Source organism: Ruegeria sp. ANG-R (genome assembly GCF_000813985.1).
Taxonomy (GTDB): domain Bacteria; phylum Pseudomonadota; class Alphaproteobacteria; order Rhodobacterales; family Rhodobacteraceae; genus Ruegeria.
Genome location: NZ_JWLJ01000004.1, coordinates 234,482 through 250,958 on the forward strand (window position 1 = coordinate 234,482; position 16,477 = coordinate 250,958).

22 protein-coding genes are annotated in these 16,477 nt (G+C 58.5%); 15 read left to right on the plus strand and 7 right to left on the minus strand.

Features of this window, described 5'->3' with window-relative positions; translation table 11 throughout:
* The first annotated feature begins 62 nt into the window (after positions 1-62).
* Genes serB through RA27_RS12985 form a run of 4 tightly spaced genes read left to right on the plus strand, consistent with a single transcriptional unit; the run spans position 63 to position 2,069 of the window.
* On the plus strand, positions 63-941 hold the full coding sequence (serB, locus tag RA27_RS12970; RefSeq protein ID WP_039539528.1) for a phosphoserine phosphatase SerB: 879 nt from the start codon (positions 63-65) through the stop codon (positions 939-941).
* Between the two features lie 39 nt (positions 942-980).
* Complete coding sequence (locus RA27_RS12975) at positions 981-1,310, plus strand: metalloregulator ArsR/SmtB family transcription factor (RefSeq protein WP_039540009.1); 330 nt, start codon at positions 981-983, stop codon at positions 1,308-1,310.
* Positions 1,298-1,726 carry an SRPBCC domain-containing protein gene (locus RA27_RS12980; RefSeq protein WP_039539530.1) on the plus strand — a complete coding sequence of 143 codons (429 nt, stop codon included), beginning with the start codon at positions 1,298-1,300 and terminating at the stop codon, positions 1,724-1,726. The genes RA27_RS12975 and RA27_RS12980 overlap by 13 nt, the downstream gene beginning before the upstream one ends.
* Before the next feature lie 22 nt (positions 1,727-1,748).
* The gene (locus RA27_RS12985) at positions 1,749-2,069 is read left to right on the plus strand and encodes a YciI family protein (protein WP_039539532.1); all 321 of its coding nucleotides are present in this window, start codon (positions 1,749-1,751) and stop codon (positions 2,067-2,069) included.
* A 3-nt stretch (positions 2,070-2,072) separates the two neighbouring features.
* Here the strand turns inward: RA27_RS12985 and RA27_RS12990 are convergent, their stop codons facing one another.
* Positions 2,073-3,071: an asparaginase gene (locus RA27_RS12990; RefSeq protein WP_039540012.1), complete on the minus strand. Its 999-nt coding sequence runs from the start codon at positions 3,069-3,071 to the stop codon at positions 2,073-2,075.
* Positions 3,072-3,250: 179 nt separating this feature from the next.
* Here RA27_RS12990 and RA27_RS12995 point away from each other — a divergent pair, with 179 nt between their 5' ends.
* A complete protein-coding gene (locus RA27_RS12995) occupies positions 3,251-3,784 on the plus strand; it encodes an invasion associated locus B family protein (RefSeq protein ID WP_039539533.1) in 534 nt (177 codons plus the stop codon).
* Between the two features lie 9 nt (positions 3,785-3,793).
* On the opposite strand, the gene RA27_RS24400 is transcribed toward RA27_RS12995, so the two are convergent.
* On the minus strand, positions 3,794-3,964 hold the full coding sequence (locus RA27_RS24400; protein ID WP_193746512.1) for a hypothetical protein: 171 nt from the start codon (positions 3,962-3,964) through the stop codon (positions 3,794-3,796).
* Here RA27_RS24400 and RA27_RS24405 point away from each other — a divergent pair.
* From RA27_RS24405 to RA27_RS13010, 4 genes are all read left to right on the plus strand, one after another.
* Positions 3,957-4,127, plus strand: a complete 171-nt coding sequence (locus tag RA27_RS24405) for a hypothetical protein (protein WP_193746513.1) — start codon at positions 3,957-3,959, stop codon at positions 4,125-4,127. The two genes, RA27_RS24400 and RA27_RS24405, sit on opposite strands and share 8 nt — an antisense overlap.
* 99 nt (positions 4,128-4,226) lie before the next feature.
* Positions 4,227-4,604 carry a lysozyme inhibitor LprI family protein gene (locus RA27_RS13000; protein ID WP_039539535.1) on the plus strand — a complete coding sequence of 126 codons (378 nt, stop codon included), beginning with the start codon at positions 4,227-4,229 and terminating at the stop codon, positions 4,602-4,604.
* Positions 4,605-4,681: 77 nt separating this feature from the next.
* Positions 4,682-5,869 carry a 23S rRNA (adenine(2503)-C(2))-methyltransferase RlmN gene (rlmN, locus tag RA27_RS13005; RefSeq protein WP_039539536.1) on the plus strand — a complete coding sequence of 396 codons (1,188 nt, stop codon included), beginning with the start codon at positions 4,682-4,684 and terminating at the stop codon, positions 5,867-5,869.
* A gap of 223 nt (positions 5,870-6,092) precedes the next feature.
* A complete protein-coding gene (locus RA27_RS13010) occupies positions 6,093-6,716 on the plus strand; it encodes a cytochrome P460 family protein (protein WP_039539538.1) in 624 nt (207 codons plus the stop codon).
* 3 nt (positions 6,717-6,719) lie between these two features.
* Here the strand turns inward: RA27_RS13010 and RA27_RS13015 are convergent, their stop codons facing one another.
* The 3 genes from RA27_RS13015 to RA27_RS13025 all read right to left on the minus strand — a co-directional run bounded on the left by RA27_RS13015 (position 6,720) and on the right by RA27_RS13025 (position 9,700).
* Positions 6,720-8,378, minus strand: coding sequence for a U32 family peptidase (locus RA27_RS13015; RefSeq protein WP_039539541.1), 1,659 nt, complete (start codon positions 8,376-8,378; stop codon positions 6,720-6,722).
* Positions 8,379-8,441: 63 nt separating this feature from the next.
* Positions 8,442-8,786 carry a hypothetical protein gene (locus tag RA27_RS13020; RefSeq protein WP_039539543.1) on the minus strand — a complete coding sequence of 115 codons (345 nt, stop codon included), beginning with the start codon at positions 8,784-8,786 and terminating at the stop codon, positions 8,442-8,444.
* Positions 8,783-9,700, minus strand: a complete 918-nt coding sequence (locus tag RA27_RS13025) for a J domain-containing protein (protein ID WP_039539545.1) — start codon at positions 9,698-9,700, stop codon at positions 8,783-8,785. The genes RA27_RS13020 and RA27_RS13025 overlap by 4 nt, the downstream gene beginning before the upstream one ends.
* Before the next feature lie 162 nt (positions 9,701-9,862).
* Between RA27_RS13025 and RA27_RS13030 the strand changes: the two genes are divergently transcribed.
* Complete coding sequence (locus RA27_RS13030; protein WP_039539548.1) at positions 9,863-10,246, plus strand: hypothetical protein; 384 nt, start codon at positions 9,863-9,865, stop codon at positions 10,244-10,246.
* Here RA27_RS13030 and RA27_RS13035 read toward each other — a convergent pair whose 3' ends face one another.
* Together RA27_RS13035 and RA27_RS13040 are read right to left on the minus strand one after the other, a co-directional pair.
* Positions 10,247-11,344 (minus strand): cystathionine gamma-lyase, encoded by a 1,098-nt coding sequence (locus RA27_RS13035; protein ID WP_039539550.1) that lies wholly within the window; start codon positions 11,342-11,344, stop codon positions 10,247-10,249.
* A 3-nt stretch (positions 11,345-11,347) separates the two neighbouring features.
* Positions 11,348-12,190, minus strand: a complete 843-nt coding sequence (locus RA27_RS13040) for a TIGR00730 family Rossman fold protein (RefSeq protein ID WP_039539551.1) — start codon at positions 12,188-12,190, stop codon at positions 11,348-11,350.
* Between the two features lie 78 nt (positions 12,191-12,268).
* Between RA27_RS13040 and RA27_RS13045 the strand changes: the two genes are divergently transcribed.
* From RA27_RS13045 to dapD, 5 genes are all read left to right on the plus strand, one after another.
* Complete coding sequence (locus tag RA27_RS13045; protein ID WP_039539557.1) at positions 12,269-13,180, plus strand: threonine/serine dehydratase; 912 nt, start codon at positions 12,269-12,271, stop codon at positions 13,178-13,180.
* Positions 13,181-13,224: 44 nt separating this feature from the next.
* Positions 13,225-13,824 carry a GntR family transcriptional regulator gene (locus tag RA27_RS13050; RefSeq protein ID WP_039539559.1) on the plus strand — a complete coding sequence of 200 codons (600 nt, stop codon included), beginning with the start codon at positions 13,225-13,227 and terminating at the stop codon, positions 13,822-13,824.
* Between the two features lie 119 nt (positions 13,825-13,943).
* Positions 13,944-14,531 carry a biotin transporter BioY gene (locus RA27_RS13055; protein ID WP_039539561.1) on the plus strand — a complete coding sequence of 196 codons (588 nt, stop codon included), beginning with the start codon at positions 13,944-13,946 and terminating at the stop codon, positions 14,529-14,531.
* The gene (gene bioB, locus RA27_RS13060) at positions 14,524-15,489 is read left to right on the plus strand and encodes a biotin synthase BioB (protein WP_039539563.1); all 966 of its coding nucleotides are present in this window, start codon (positions 14,524-14,526) and stop codon (positions 15,487-15,489) included. The genes RA27_RS13055 and bioB overlap by 8 nt, the downstream gene beginning before the upstream one ends.
* 92 nt (positions 15,490-15,581) lie before the next feature.
* Positions 15,582-16,409 (plus strand): 2,3,4,5-tetrahydropyridine-2,6-dicarboxylate N-succinyltransferase, encoded by an 828-nt coding sequence (dapD, locus tag RA27_RS13065; RefSeq protein ID WP_039539565.1) that lies wholly within the window; start codon positions 15,582-15,584, stop codon positions 16,407-16,409.
* The last annotated feature ends 68 nt before the right edge of the window (positions 16,410-16,477 follow it).

The window sequence follows — 16,477 nt, forward strand, 5'->3', positions numbered from 1 at the left end:
CTGCCTCTGGCGAAAATGCTGCGCCTGCGATATCTCGCGGGTGCGCAATTCGGAGGCCTGACATGTACGTAGCCACTCTGCTGACCAACCCGGCGACCCCTTTGCTGGAGGCAACGCTGGTCGAGTCGCTGCGGAATGCATGGGGTGGGGGTGATGCGCAATGGCTCAGCCCGGATGAGGCGGCCGAATTTTCGCTGACCGATATTCCAGATAATCAATGGGATGTCTGGGCAGACCTGCAGAACATGGGCGTTGATCTTGTCGTACAAGCCGCCGACGGGCGGCGCAAGAAGATGCTGCTGGCCGATATGGACAGCACCATGATCCAACAGGAATGCATCGACGAATTGGCCGATGAGGCCGGTGTGGGCGATCGGGTCAAGGACATCACTGCCCGGGCGATGAATGGCGAGCTGGATTTCGAAGCTGCGCTGACCGAGCGCGTTGGCCTGTTGCAGGGATTGGATACTGCCGTCATCGACAACGTATTGGATGAGCGCATCACGCTCATGCCCGGTGGCAAAGCGCTTGTAGCGACGATGCGGGCAAATGATGGCTATGCTGCGCTCGTATCCGGCGGGTTCACCGCGTTTACGGCGCGCGTCGCTGAACTGCTGGGGTTCGATGAGAACCGTGCCAACACTTTGCTGTCAGAAAACGGAAAACTCACTGGTGAGGTCGGTCGTCCGATCCTAGGGCGTCAGGCCAAAATCGAGGCACTGGAACAGATCACCGACCGACTGGGTCTTGCCGAGGCTGATGTAATCGCCGTTGGTGATGGGGCCAATGATCTGGGAATGCTGGGACGGGCCGGAACCGGTGTTGCCCTGCACGCCAAACCCTCGGTCGCGGCTGAGTGTGATGTGCGTGTCAATCACGGTGATCTGACGGCATTGCTGTATCTGCAAGGATATAGCAGGTCCGAGTTTCGGGGCCTCTAAAGAGCTTCCATAAATTTAACTTGTATGTTAAATAATGTCATGAACACGCTTCTGACCACGTTTTCCGCTTTGTCTGACGCCACCCGGTTCTCGATTGTCGAGCAGTTGATGGCAGAGGGCGAATTGCCCGTCCGTGACCTGATCGAAGGCAAGGGCATGTCAGGGGCCGCGATCTCGCGCCACCTGAAAGTTTTGCGTGAGGCCGGGTTGGTGCAACAGCGGGTGCGGGGCACGCAACGGATGTATTCGGTGCAGCCCGAGGGGCTGCGCGCGATTGCCGAATGGACGATTTCGAAACGACAATTCTGGGAAGGCAGCCTCGACCGTTTGGGCGAACTTATCGAAGGGGAAAACTCATGGCCGACCTGAGACTGGAACGAGATTTTCCCGTCAGTCCTGAGGTTTTGTTCGCTTGGGTCAGTGACGGTGCAAAGCTGCTGCAGTGGTGGGGGCCTGAGGGTCTGCATGTGCCGGAACATGACCTCGATTTCTCGCGCATCGGTCCGTGGTATTCGGTGATGCAGAATGGCGAGGGTCAGCAGTTCAAGGTCTCGGGCCATGTCACCCATATCGACCCGCCAAAATCGGTTGGGTTCACCTGGGGCTGGCATGACGATCAGGATCAGCGCGGGCCTGAAAGTCACGTGACCTTTTTGGTCACCGCGACCGACAGCGGATCGAGGTTAGTGGTCGATCATCGTGAGCTTGCCGATGCCGACGCGGCCACGAACCATAACGAAGGATGGACGTCTTCGCTGCGCAAGCTCGAAGCGCTGTGCAAATAGGGTCTCATCAGGGAGGAGCGATATGCCCCAGTATTTGTTTGTCTATCACGGGGGTCACACCCCAACCGATCCCGCCGAGGTCGAAGCGACCATGGCCGCCTGGGGCGCATGGTTTCAGGGTCTGGGAGAGGCTTTGGAGATTCCGGGTAATCCGGTTGGCCAGTCCTATACAGTCAGCAGCGGCGGGGTTGCCGATGACGGAGGAGCCAACCCGGCATCAGGTTTCACAGTCATCAAGGCTGATAACATCGAGGCAGCAACTGCGATGGCCAAGGGCTGCCCGATGGTTGTGAACGGTTCGGGCTCGGTCGAGGTCGCCGAGGTGCACGAAATCGAGATGTAAGCCTTAGCCGGGGAAGCTCGGCGCCGGTTTGATCACGCCGCATTCCAGCCCGCGACGGCTGTATTGGATAGCGTTCATGAATTTGCGGGTGGCCGGGTGGTCGGCCTCCAGCACACCCAGGCTCACCAGAATGGCCGCGATGGCGCATTCGCTGGCCCGCGTGGTGCCATCGGTGATTTTCAGCGCCACGCCCATGCGCTTTTCAGGGATGATGGCGACGAACACGGCCTCGGCCCCCGTCTTGATTGCCACACGCCCATTCATCGCACGCATCAGCTCGGTGCAGGCGCGGGTTTCACCTGCGACAAGTTCCGGGTGTTTCGTCATCGCGGCCGTAAGCTGGACCGCCGCATCACTGGCACGGTCCGACCGGTCCGCGGCTGACGCAAACCACGCCATTGACCGCGCCAGCCCCACCAGCGACGTCGCAAAGTTCGGAGCTGAGCAGCCATCGATTCCATAGGTTGGGCTGGTCTCGCCCGTGGTTTCTTCGATGGCAGATAGGCAGGCCTGCTGAACCGGATGATCGATCTCCAGATACTCGGGTCCCGCACCCATATGCTGCGCAACGGTCAGAAAGCCGCAATGCTTGCCTGAGCAGTTGTTGTGAATCTGGCAGGGCGTATCATCTGCCAGAATCAACCCGTCGCGCGCCGCCATGTCGGCAGGTTCCTGCGGGCCGCAACGCAGGTCGGGCTCGGACAGACCAAGATGATCGAGCCATGCGGACACGCGGTCCGTATGGATATGTGCCCCGTTATGTGAGGCGCAGGCCAGGGCCAGATGCTCGCTGTTCAAACCGTATTTCGCGGCCGCACCCGAGGTGATCAAAGGCAGGGCCTGAATCATCTTGGCCGAGGATCGGGGATAGATCACCGCGTGCGGATCACCCCAGCTGCGTACGATCTGGCCGCTGTCGTCACAGATCACCGCGTGGCCCAGATGCAGGCTTTCCAACAACGACCCGCGCCAGAGTTCTGTCATTGCTACGGCCTGCGTCATGTTCATCCCCTGCGTTATGCGCAAAAATCTGCCAATCGCCCTTTCGCCTGTGGCGAAACCTGCGTTAGTGTGTGTATGTCGACAATCATCGGAATACGCAACTTAACAGACGAACCGGCAGAGTTCGCACGCATCTCCGATGGGTATGAGGTATTAGGTCGGGCTAGGAGGCTGGACAGATGGGATCAAAGCTCGTCCGCGTGATTGCGGGCCTGTGTGTGGCAGGAATGGCGACAACGGCGATCGCTCAGCAGGCGACCAGCACCAATCGGGTCGCGGCAAAGACAGATTGGAGTGTTTTTGTCGAGGAAGACCCTACTGAATGTTGGAGCGTTTCGGCGCCCAAAGAAACAGTGAATACGCGCGGCGGCAGGGTTGTGTCGGTGCGGCGCAGCGACATTTTGTTGTTCGTATTCTACCGCCCCAACGCCGAGGTCAAAGGACAGGTGACATTTACCGGGGGGTATCCGTTTGCCTCTGGGTCGACCGTCAATCTGGTTGTCGATGGCAGCGAGTTTGAACTGTTCACCGATGGCGAGTGGGCATGGCCCGCGACAGCTTCGGACGATGCCAAGATCGTCACTGCCATGAAACGCGGCAGTGAGGCGGTTCTGACCGCTCGTTCGGAACGTGGCACGCAGACTAAAGACACGTTCTCGTTGCTTGGCTTTACGGCGGCTATCGAAGACGCCGAGAAGCGCTGCACGAACTAGGCCATAGACTCATCGGACCTCGAAGCCCTGCCATTCGGCGGGGTTTCTTTGTTTGGGATGGCCCTTGTTTTTCGGGAGTTTACGCAACGTCGAGACGAAATTTTGATCCGCATCAAGGTCAATCCCTCTGATTTCTGAACTAATCGGTTCAGAACCAATCGAGGAGATGACGATGAACATGAACAAATACCTGGCCGTGTTGTTGGTAGCGTCTGCGGCGATCCTGGCAGGTTGCGAGAAAGGATCGGAGACCTACCCAATTTCCGGCGAGCAATGCGGGCCGGAAGATCCGGTGAAAACTCTGGATGCCGAGGATTGCTATATTCCGCCCGCCGTGAACTGACTTGATGGGCCGCCAGGGAATATGCTCTGGCGGCCCGTCTTGAATCGGCGCGCAATCTGATCTGTGATAGACAGAGGTTTCTGTCTGGAGGATTGATTGATGCGATGGGTCTTGGTGTCTATGTTGTTTCCACTTGCTGCGGTGGCGGACCCGACGATGGAGTGTATTGACGCCGGATCGCAGGTGGAAATCGGGTCCTGCGTGTCGAACATGGAAACACGCGTAAACGCGGCGATTGAGTCCAGCTATTCTTTGGCGCTCGGGGCTGCGCAGGAACTGGACGAAGTGACCGGGCGCGTCGTGGCCGTGCCCGCACTGGAGGCCGCGCAGACGGCTTGGCAGACCTATCGTGATGCGCAGTGTGAGGCAGTGGGCGCTTCGTTCGGTGGCGGATCAGGCACTGGCATCGCAATCACGGCCTGCCGGGTTGATCTTGGTCGGGCTCGTGTCGACGCGCTGTTGCGTTACGCGAATTGAAACACGATTTCTTTTGATCTTTGCGCGCGTTCCTATATAGAGGCGCATCCCAAGCCAGAATCCACCGAGATAGACACATGTCGCCCAAAGCGCCGATCACTCAAGATGTCATGACCATCCCCCGCAAATTGCCGGAGGGGAAGGTGAACCTTGTTGGCCTCACCCGTGATCAATTGCGCGATGTGCTGATTGAGCATGGTACACCGGAAAAGCAGGCCAAAATGCGCACCGGGCAGATCTGGCAATGGATTTATCAGTGGGGCGTGCGTGATTTCGCCGAGATGACCAATCTGGCGAAAGCGTACCGGGCGCAGCTGGCCGAACATTTCGTAATCGAAATCCCCGAGGTGGTGATGCGACAGGTATCTGAGGATGGGACACGCAAATACCTGTGTCGCATCGCGGGTGGGCATGAAGTTGAGGTTGTCTATATCCCCGAAGAGGATCGGGGCACTCTATGTATTTCTTCGCAAGTTGGCTGCACGCTGACCTGCTCGTTCTGTCACACGGGTACGCAGAAGCTGGTGCGGAATCTGACGGCGGCCGAGATCGTCGGGCAGGTGATGATGGCACGCGATGATCTGGATGAATGGCCAACTCCTGGCGCGCCCAAGGATGAAACGCGGCTGTTGTCGAACATCGTTCTGATGGGCATGGGGGAGCCGCTTTACAATTTCGAAAACGTCCGCGACGCGATGAAGATCGCCATGGACCCGGAAGGGATCTCTCTGTCCCGCCGTCGGATCACCTTGTCAACTTCAGGCGTGGTGCCCGAGATTGCGCGTACGGCTGAGGAAATCGGCTGCCTATTGGCGATCTCATTCCATGCGACCACGGATGAAACCCGCGATGTTCTGGTTCCGATCAACAAGCGCTGGAATATCGAGGAATTGCTGCAGGCGCTGGCCAGCTACCCCAATGCGTCGAACTCAGAGCGTATTACGTTCGAATACGTGATGCTGGATGGTGTGAACGACAGCGATGAAGATGCGCACCGCCTGATCGACCATATCAAACGCCACAACATTCCGGCAAAGATCAACCTGATCCCCTTCAACGAATGGCCGGGCGCACCGTATAAGCGCAGCTCGAACAACCGTATTCGGGCCTTTGCAAATATCGTTTATCAGGCGGGCTATGCGTCGCCCATCCGCAAGACACGGGGTGAGGACATCATGGCCGCCTGCGGTCAGTTGAAATCCGCCACCGAGCGCGCCCGGAAATCGCGCAGGCAGATTGAGGCTGAGGCTGGGTTAAACCGCTGAACGGGGTGCCAACGCGCGCCTCAAACTTAATGTTTTTGCTGCTGCCTCTACATGCATAATTTGATATATTTGATTTGGAGCGGGCCCGATTGGGGGGTCTCACCTTCGTGCACAAGGCGGTGAGGTAATCGGGACTGTTCTGGCAAGATTTTACAAGGTCGCTATCATTTATTGTTCTGAAAGCGATAAAAAGGCGAACTGAGTATTCAGGTAGGCCAATATTATGTTTGAAACACACAGTCACTGGAATGGAATTTTAGCGGTATTGGCCATTTGCGCTGTCAGCGTGCCCGAGGGGGTTGCGCAGGCAAGCGATCAGGATGCGCATTTAGCTATAGAAAACCCCGCCGAGCTGACCAAGGACGAAGCGCAGCAGCACTACCGATCATTGATACGGCGCATGTCACGGGGTTATGCCGCTGCGCAGCTGGATTTGATCCGCAACTATCAGAACTGGCCGCTGTTCAACGACGCTCCTTACATCTCCGCCACGCACGGGCAGCGATATGTAAACAGCTACGCCAACCGTATGGCCCACAATTACGGCACGTTGCAGGAAGGCGATGTGCTGCCTGCAGGTTCGGTGCTGGCCAAGGACAGCATGACGGTTACTGACGAGGGCAACGTGCATCCCGGCGCCATGTTCGTGATGGAGAAACTGCCCGCAGGTACCAATCCCGAGACTGCCGATTGGCGCTATATCATGGTGATGCCGGACGGATCGCTGTTTGGCGACACGATGGGGTTTCGCGCGGCGGCCGTCGACTATTGCCATGTCTGCCACGAAGCCGTCGCAGACCGGGATTACACCTTCTACGTGCCCGAAGAGTATCGGGTCGCCGAGTAGGCCTCAGACAGCCTGATCCGGAAGTTTCAGTACCGTCGCTTCACGACGACTGAGTTGTTCTCCCTGTTTGCGTTTTGACAGGACTTCGCGCGCCAAAGCGTATTTCTCGTCCTGCCAGAAGATGAGACAGCCGTTGCAGCCCTTGCCGCAGCAGCCTTCGGTGCCGATCCTGTTGGTTTTGAACCGACGTTCATTGCCATCTTCACCGATCTTGTCGACCAGTTCATCTCGTCGCCGGGCATAGGCCGTGGGGTTGTCGCGGCCCGAGGTTTCCAGACCCTGCACCAGTTTGTCGAAGCGGATGCGACTCCAATGTTCATCGGTCAGCGCGCGTTCCTTGCGCAGGACCGAATAAACCGGGAAGCGGGCGCGCAGATCGTCGATGTCTTCGTGGTCGAACAGGGTGAAGGGCAGGCGGATTACGGTTTTTGTACTGCCATGCACCACGTCCAACCGCGCGCCATCCTGGGCGCGTTCGAAATCGTAGACGCGCAGCAGAACCGTTTCGCGTGAGATGGGGGAGACGAAATCCAACACATCACCCGGTTCCAGCTTGTTCTTCACCTCTACCAAGAACGCGTCCTCGGTCACCTCAGTGACGATGCCTGCATATTCCCATTGCGCGATCGAGGCCGTGTGCTCGTAATCGTGCGCGTAATTGGTCAGGCGGCCTTCGTGGAAGGCCAGCGTGTAGCCCCGGTTTCCGACGGTTTCGAGTTCGCGCATATACGGCTTGGGGTCCCAATTCTGGGGATCGGCGTAATAATCGTCGATGGCCATGCGATAGGCACGGGCGACGATGGCGGCATAGTATTCCGACTTGCCGCGCCCTTCGACCTTCAGGCTATCGACACCGATCTTCAGATACTCGTCCAGTTTCGGCATGATGCACAGATCGCGCGAATTGAGGATGTACGAGCCCCGGTCGTCCTCTTCAATCGGCATCAGGTCACCGGGGCGGCAGCCTTCTTCCAGCAGAAACTCGAACAGGTCGGCGTTTTCGTCGGTGATGCGAAGTTCCTGATGCGTGCCGTCTTTCAGGCGCAGTTTCAGGCCATAGTTCCAACGGCAGGAATTGGCGCAATTACCTTGGTTCGCGCCCCGTTCGGCCATGAAATTAGACAGCAGGCAACGGCCAGAATAGGTCATGCACATGGCGCCGTGGACAAACGCTTCAAGCTTGATGTCGGGACATTTCTCGCGGATTTCCACCAGTTCAGGGTATGAAACCTCACGCGCCAGCACCACAAGCTCGGCCCCCTGATCCTGCCAGAATTTCACGGACAGCCACGAGCAGATATTGGCCTGGGTCGAGATGTGCAGGGGCAGTTCGGGGGCACGTTCACGGACGTATTGGAAAACACCGGGGTCGGCGATGATCAGCCCGTCGGGTTTCACCTTGCGGACCGTGTCGATGTATTCGTCCAGCTTCGGGATGTCCTTGTTGTGCGAAAACAGATTGAGCGTCAGATACGCACGCCGGCCATGGCTGTGGCAGAACTCGACCCCTTCGATCACCTCTTCCAGCGAAAACTCGGATTTTGTGCGCAGCGACATATCAGGGGTGCCAAGATACACCGCATCCGCCCCGTAAAGGATAGCGAGTTTCAGTTTGCGCAGATTGCCCGCAGGCATCAGCAATTCGGATCTGGACTGGGTCATGGGAACACCGGGCAAAGGATCAAGGGCGCCTTCTACGCCAAATGCCCCAGTTCCAAAACCCCGTTATCTGCGACTGAACCGCGCTGTGCCAATGACTTCGATCAGTTGCTGCCGAACGGGTTCGGGTTGCGCCTCGACCGCGTTCAGGACCTCGCGTAGCTCGGCCCGGAGCCCGTGCATCTGGTCAATGAGTGAGATCATCATCGACAGGGCGTCGGTCTCCATATCGTATTGCTCGTGCAATTCGCAGGCCAACTCCAGCCGCGCCACGTCGATGGATTGATAGACCAGACCCGCTTCGGACTGTTCCGGGATTACGATCTCGGCGGCGAGATACTCGGTCAGCCGATCCGAGGTCAGGCGGGTAATGGCTTCGATCAGCTGGGCTTCTGTAAGGGTGCGGGTCATGACGGCATTCCTTTGCGCGGATCATAGCTGTGGGTTTCGCGCCATGTCTCCATGAATTGCTTCAACTCATCGTCCACCTTGTCAGGCATGGTGACAGTCAGTTCGACCAACTGATCACCCCGCTCGGACGAGCCACGTTTTTTGACCCCCTTGCCGCGTAAGCGCAGGGTTTTGCCGCTGCTGGTGCCCGGGGGAACGCTGACATTTACGCCACCGTCGATGGTGGGGGCGGGAACCTTGCCACCCAGTACGGCCTCGTCAATGGTGATAGGTAATGTGATGTGAATATCATCGCCCTGACGGTCAAACACCGGATGATCCGTGACGGAGATGGTAACAAGGGCGTCGCCGGGCGGTCCTTCACCATATCCCGGTGCGCCCTTGCCGCGCAGACGGATGGTCTGGCCGGTGGTGATACCTGCCGGTATTTTCACCTCAATCCGGTTGCCGTCCGGCAGGGTCAGTTTTTGGCTGGCCCCGAACACAGCGTCCAGGAAACTGATCTGAAGTGAGTAGTTCAGGTTATGACCGGGTGCGTGGAACTCTTGGCTCCGCTGGCCATATCCGCCCCGTCCGCGCATGAACTCGGCAAAGATATCGGACATGTCGTCCTGTTCGGCCGAATACCCGCGATAGGGGTTGCCTGCAGCTTCGGCGTAGTCCCGATAATATTGCTGTTGCGGACGTTCCTGACCCGACGCATCAATCTCGCCATTGTCATAGCGTTTGCGCGTCTCGGGGTCCTTCAGCAGGTCATAAGCGGCGGCCGCGGCTTTGAACTTGGCTTCGGCCTCGGCATCACCGGGCTTAAGGTCGGGATGACACTCTTTGGCGATACGCCGATAGGCTTTCTTTATCTCGGCATCGCTGGCGTCTTTGGCGACGCCAAGAACAGAATAGGGATCGTCGCTCATCTTGCCTCTCGTGGATGTGGTGTGTCGTCTGGCCTTGATGAAGGTATTTTATCATGTGATTTCAACAGGTCAAAAAGAAGAGGCGGCTATTTTGCCTCGCAAAACCCTCATGCTCTGCTAATATCGGGATGTTTCAGATTGTTCATTGACGGAGATCGTTCCATGACGCGCAGGCTCAAATCGGTTCTGGCCTTGCTGGCCGGAAATGCCATCGGGCTGTTATTGGCCAGTTTGCTGCTGTCGGGATTTGCGATCCGACCGATCTCGTTCATCGTGGTCGTGATTGTATTTACACTGGTGCAGGTCGTGGCCGAGCCTTTGATCCTGAAGCTGGGGGAAAAGAAGGCACCGGCACTCAAGGGCGGGATTGCTTTGATCGTAACATTCGTTGGACTTCTGGTCACCGACCTGATTACGTCCGGGCTGACGATCGGCGGAATTTCCAATCTTCTGGCTGCGACCCTGCTGGTTTGGCTGGGTGCCCTGATCGGCAGTATCATAATGCCGATCTATGTGTTCACCGAATTGCGTGCGCCAAAGAAGTAGTCATACCGCTTTTAAACTGGCCTCGATTGCCTGCCACAGTTCCTCCAACGGCTCACACCCCACCGACAGGCGGATGAAGGCCGGATCGACCGCATCGCCCCAGCGGGCGCGCCGCTCAGCTGAGCTGTGAACACCGCCGAAGGATGTGGCGGGGCGCAGCAGCGGGCAGGCATTGATGAACTGTTCGGCTTTGGCCTCAGAGTCCAGCGTGATGCTCAGCAGAAACCCGAAGCGCGCAGTTTGGGCAGCCGCCAAAGTATGCGCTGGATCACCGGGCAGGCCGGGATAGCGGATGTGTTTCACGGCCGGGTGGGCTGCCAGCCGTTCGGCCAGAACCTGCGCCGAGCTACACATCCGATCAAACCGTACGTCCAGCGTTTCCAGGCCACGATGCAGCAACCATGCCTCGTGAGGACCCGGAATCGCACCAGAAACGCGGCGCCATTCCTCTACCCGCTCCATGATTTGCGGATTGCGGCTGGCGACGTGGCCCATCAGAAGGTCAGAGTGCCCGCCCATTGCCTTCGTATCCGAACTCACCACCACATCGACGCCAAGGTCCAGCGGGCGTTGGCCCAATGGTGTCATGGTTGTGTTGTCGGCGACCGTGATGCCACCGGCCTCGCGCACGGTTTCGGCGATTGCAGGCAGGTCAAGCATATCCAGGCCGGGATTCGACGGGCTTTCCAGAAACACCACATCGAATTCGTCCAAGCCGCCCTCGGCGAAGGCGGTGGTTGGGCGCTCGACGACTGAAACGCCCAGATGTGACAGGAACCGGTCGGCCAGAAGCCGGGTCACATAATATCCGTCGGACGGGATCAGCAGGCGCGCTCCTGCTTTGACTGTCGCAAACAACGCAGCCGAAATCGCTGCCATGCCAGAAGGAAAGCTGAGGCAGGGTGCGTTTTCCAGATGTGACAGGACGTGCTCCAGATGCACCCAGGTCGGGTTGTCGACCCGGCCATAGCTGGCGTACCCATCTGGCGCGCCGGGCAGATGGTACATGCTGCTTTGGGTCAATGGCAGGGCCACAGGCTCACCCTTGTTCAGGGCGTTCCCGCGCAGGTGCAACATTTCTCCGGTCTTCGGGCTCATGGCTCAGCGCCCCGGTATTTCATCGCGTGGCGGTGCAGGTTCCCAGTTCTCAATGATCTCGACCGCCTCTTGCGCGGTGTCGACAAAGCGGAACAGGTCCAGATCCTCGTCAGAGATGGTGCCCGCATCGGCCAGAGCTTCCCAGTTGATCACCTTTTCCCAGAACTCACGCCCGAACAGCAGGAAGGGCACACGCTCCATCCGTCCGGTCTGAATCAGCGTCAGGGATTCGAACAACTCATCCATAGTGCCGAACCCGCCGGGGAAGACGGTGATGGCGCGGGCGCGCATCAGGAAGTGCATCTTGCGGATGGCGAAGTAGTGGAAGTTAAAGCTGAGATCAGGCGTTACGTATAGGTTCGGGGCCTGCTCGTGCGGAAGCACGATGTTCAGCCCGATGGAACAGCCACCCGCATCCTGCGCGCCACGGTTGCCCGCCTCCATCACGCCGGGGCCGCCACCTGTGACGATCACGTTCTCGCGGCAGCCTGTCTGATTTGACTTCTCGGTCATCAGCCGCGCAAACTCGCGCGCTTCATCGTAGTATTTTGACAGCCCGGCCAAGGTCTCAGTCCGCGCCGTGTGTTTCTGGGCCGGTTCCGGGATGCGCGCACCGCCAAACATGACAATGGTCGAGGTGATCTCACGCTCGGTCATGATCATCTCGGGTTTCAGCAGTTCCAGCTGTAGTCGAACGGGGCGCAGCTCATCCCGGCACAGAAAATCATCATCGGCAAAGGCAAGACGATAGGCCGGAGACCGCGTCTGCGGCGTGTCCGGTACTTCACTCGCGGTCGAGCGATCGGTCTGTGCGTCGCGAAAGGGGCTGAGGCGATCTTCTCTCATAAACGGGGTTCCCTGCTTGCGTGTTTCCAAAACAGCTATAGGGTTCGCGGGCAGAGTGCCAGTCACGGAAAGACAAGAATGGATTGGAAAAGTGAAATATTGGCAGCGCGGGACCGCATTGCCGGACACGCGCAGGTCACGCCAGTGATGGAAAGCCACATTCCGGGCTATCCGGTTGAAATGAAGCTTGAACATATGCAGCACACCGGCAGCTTCAAAGCGCGCGGGGCATTCAATACCCTGCTCAGCATGGATGTGCCTGCAGCAGGGGTGGTGGCCGCATCGGGTGGCAACCATGGCGCGGCTGCGGCCTATGCGGCGCAATCGCTGGGCTATCCGGCGAAGATTTTCGTGCCTGAGCTCGCGGGGCCATCCAAGATCGCGCTGATCGAACGGATCGGGGCTGATCTGAGCGTGGTTCCGGGTGAATACGCCAATGCTCTGACCATGGCGCAGGCGCACGAGGAAAGCACCGGTGCCATGCAAATCCACGCCTATGACGCGCCAGCGACGGTGGCGGGGCAGGGGACATGTTTTGCGGAATGGGACACTCAGGGGTTACAGGCGGATACCCTGTTGGTTGCCGTGGGCGGCGGCGGGCTGATTGCAGGGGCGCTGGCCTGGTTTCAGGGTGCGCGCAAAGTTGTGGCGGTCGAACCGGAAACCTCCTGCGCACTGAACGCGGCGTTGGCTGCGGGCAAGCCGGTTGATGTTTCTGTATCGGGTATCGCGGCGAACGCGCTGGGCGCACGGCGCATCGGTGACATCTGCTTCGGGCTGGCTCAGGGGATGACCTCGGTTCTGGTTGCTGATGATGCGATATCGCAAGCCCAGAATGCTCTGTGGCAGACGCATCGAATTCTGGTCGAACCGGCGGGGGCTGCAGCTCTCGCGGCGCTGATTTCGGGCGCATACCAGCCAGAGCCTGATGAGAAGGTGGCAGTGTTGATCTGCGGCGGGAACATCGCGCCAGATCCGCTAACGGGTTGAAAATACGGCTTGTAGAAGTTGGTCATGGATTTTATCTATAATTCATGACCGCCACTATCGCCGACACAATCTATAGTGCCCTGAGCCAGCAAATCATCACCGGCGACTTGGCTGCCGGTGAGAAACTGCGCCAGGACCATATTGCACGTGCCTTTGATACCAGCCACGTGCCGGTGCGCGAGGCATTGCTGCGGCTTGAGGCGCACGGATTGGCGAAAAGCGAACCGCGAAAGGGTATGCGGGTCACCGCGCTTGACCCTGCCGAGGTGCGTGAGGTGATCGAGATGCGTGTCGCCCTGGAAACGCTGGCGCTGCAATATTCAACGCAGAACATGACGCCAGCAGCGCTAAAGGTGGCTGATGATGCGCGAAAAGCCTGTGATGCAGCCGAAAACATGCCGCAGTGGGAGGCGCGGAACAGAGTGTTTCACCGGGCGATCCTGACCCCGTGCGGATTGCCGCGTTTGCTGCACACAATAGATGATTTGCATATCGCCAGCGCTCGGCATCTGTTCGCGCATTGGCGGCCAAAATGGGTGCAGCGGATCGATACGGATCACGCAGCGATAATTCAGGCACTGAAAAGCAAAGACGTTTCGGCTGCGACATCGATTCTGGTGCGCCATATCCGCCGCGCAAGCTGACCCCTTCCGGCAGTTCAAAGGCAATTTGAGTTGCGTCGAAGATTTCGCTTGATTTTTAATAGATAAAAATGATGATGAAGATAGAATCTGGAAATAATTATCTATAAAAGAGAAATACGATGAAAACCACGCCACAATCCGCCTTGCCCGCCATTGGTGCGCTCAGCCCTGCGGGACAGATCACCCGTGTCGTAATCGGCATCCTTCTGCTGACCGCCAGCGCCAAAGTCCAAGTGCCGTTCTGGCCCGTGCCGATGACCCTGCAAGTCGCGGCCGTCATGGCAATTGCAGCAGCCTTTGGGATGCGCCTCGGCTCCGCGACCGTAATTGGCTATATGGTCGCCGGGGCTGTTGGTCTGCCGGTGTTCGCCGGGACGCCGGAAAAAGGCATCGGGCTAGCTTATATGATGGGTGGAACGGGCGGCTATTTGCTGGGCTTTGTCGTCGCATCTTTCATTGTCGGCTGGGCGGCGGACCATCTGCGTAAGCTGCTTCTGGTGCCTGTCATGCTGGCCGGTCTTGCGGTCATCTATGCGCTGGGTCTGGGATGGTTGGCCCAGTTCGTGCCTGCAGACAAAGTTCTGGTGTACGGTTTCAGCCCGTTCATCTTGGGCGATCTTGTCAAGATAGCGCTGGCGGCAGTTCTGGTGATCGGTCTGCCGGCGGGCCTGATGCAGAAAATCCGTGGGTCGCAAACGGATGCTTGATTCTGCTCAAGACATCCGCAGCGACTGGACTGTCGACGAAGTGGAGGCGCTGTTGCGCCTCCCTCTGCTTGAGCTGGTAGGTCGCGCAAATGTGGTTCACCGGACGTATCACGATCCAAACGGCATCCAAAAAGCCAGCCTGCTGTCGATCAAAACCGGCAGTTGTCCCGAGGACTGCGCCTATTGTCCGCAATCCGCGCATCATCGCGAGGTTGAACTGACCAAGGAAAAATTGATGACCCCCGCGCATGTCATCTCGCTCGCCAAACGGGCGCGGGATGCGGGGGCCGAGCGGTTCTGTATGGGTGCCGCGTGGCGGCAGGTGCGGGATGGCGAAGAATTCGACAACGTTCTGGAAATGATCCGGGGCGTCCGCAACCTGGGGATGGAGGCCTGTGTGACGCTGGGTATGCTGAAACCGCATCAGGCCCAGCGGTTGGCCCAGGCGGGGCTGACGGCGTATAATCACAACCTTGATACCTCGCCCGAGTTCTATGCTGAGATCATCGGGACACGCACCTATCAGGATCGTCTGGAAACCCTCAGCTATTGTCGTGATGAAGGCATCGATCTGTGCTGTGGCGGTATCATCGGCATGGGCGAAAGCCTGCGGGACCGTGCCTCATTGTTGCAAGTGCTGGCGAATTTCGATCCGCACCCGGAAAGCGTACCGATCAATGCGCTGATCCCGATCAAGGGGACTCCGCTGGCGCATCGTGAAAAGGTGGGGATATTCGATCTGGTGCGCATGGTTGCGGCCGCCCGGATCACCATGCCAGAGACGCGTGTGCGCCTGTCGGCTGGCCGCTCGGATTTCTCCACCGCCGAGCAGGCGTTGTGTTTTCTGGCCGGGGCAAATTCGGTGTTCTACGGAGATGTTTTGCTGACCGCACCCAATGCCGGCACGCAAAATGACCAGGAAATGTTCGCTGCGCTTGGCGCCGTGGCCGAAGGTTGACGCAAACAAGGGGGCCTGCGTCGCATTGCGCCATGGGTCCCGCTTGCGTATAGGCCACACCAACGTGAACAGATTCTCTAGGGAGACGCCCCATGTCCAATGCGCAACTGGAAGCCGCCATCGAAGCCGCCTGGGAGGCACGCGATACAATCACCCCCGCCACCACCGGTGAACAGCGCGAGGCGATTGAGGAGACGCTGAATGCGTTGGACAGCGGATCGTTGCGTGTCGCCGAAAAGCAGGCTGATGGCAACTGGCATGTGAACCAGTGGGCCAAGAAAGCAGTGCTGTTGGGATTCCGTATCAAGGACATGGAAATCCAATCGGGTGGTCCGCAGGAAGGCGGCTGGTGGGACAAGGTGGACAGCAAGTTCGCGGGCTGGGGCGAGAACCAATGGCGCGCGGCTGGATTCCGCGCCGTACCCAACTGCGTCGTGCGTAAGTCGGCCTTCGTCGCGCCGGGTGTGGTGCTGATGCCGTCTTTCGTCAATCTGGGCGCCTATGTGGATGAGGGCACCATGGTCGACACCTGGGCCACAGTCGGGTCCTGCGCGCAGATCGGCAAAAACGTGCACCTGTCCGGCGGCGTCGGCATTGGCGGCGTGCTGGAGCCGATGCAGGCTGGTCCGACCATTATCGAGGACAACTGCTTTATCGGTGCGCGTTCGGAAGTGGTCGAAGGCTGCATCGTCCGCGAGGGCTCGGTTTTGGGCATGGGCGTATTTATCGGCAAATCCACCAAGATCGTTGACCGTGAAACCGGCGAAGTCATGTATGGTGAGGTTCCGTCTTACTCAGTGGTTGTTGCCGGTTCGATGCCGTCCAAGAACAATGTCAGCCTGTACTGCGCGGTGATCGTGAAGCGTGTTGACGAAAAGACCCGCTCGAAGACAGGGATCAACGAGTTGCTCCGCGATTAAGTATCCCCACAAATCCAATGATCAGGGCTGCAAGACGCACTTGCAGCCCTTTTTGATATCCCGAGTTT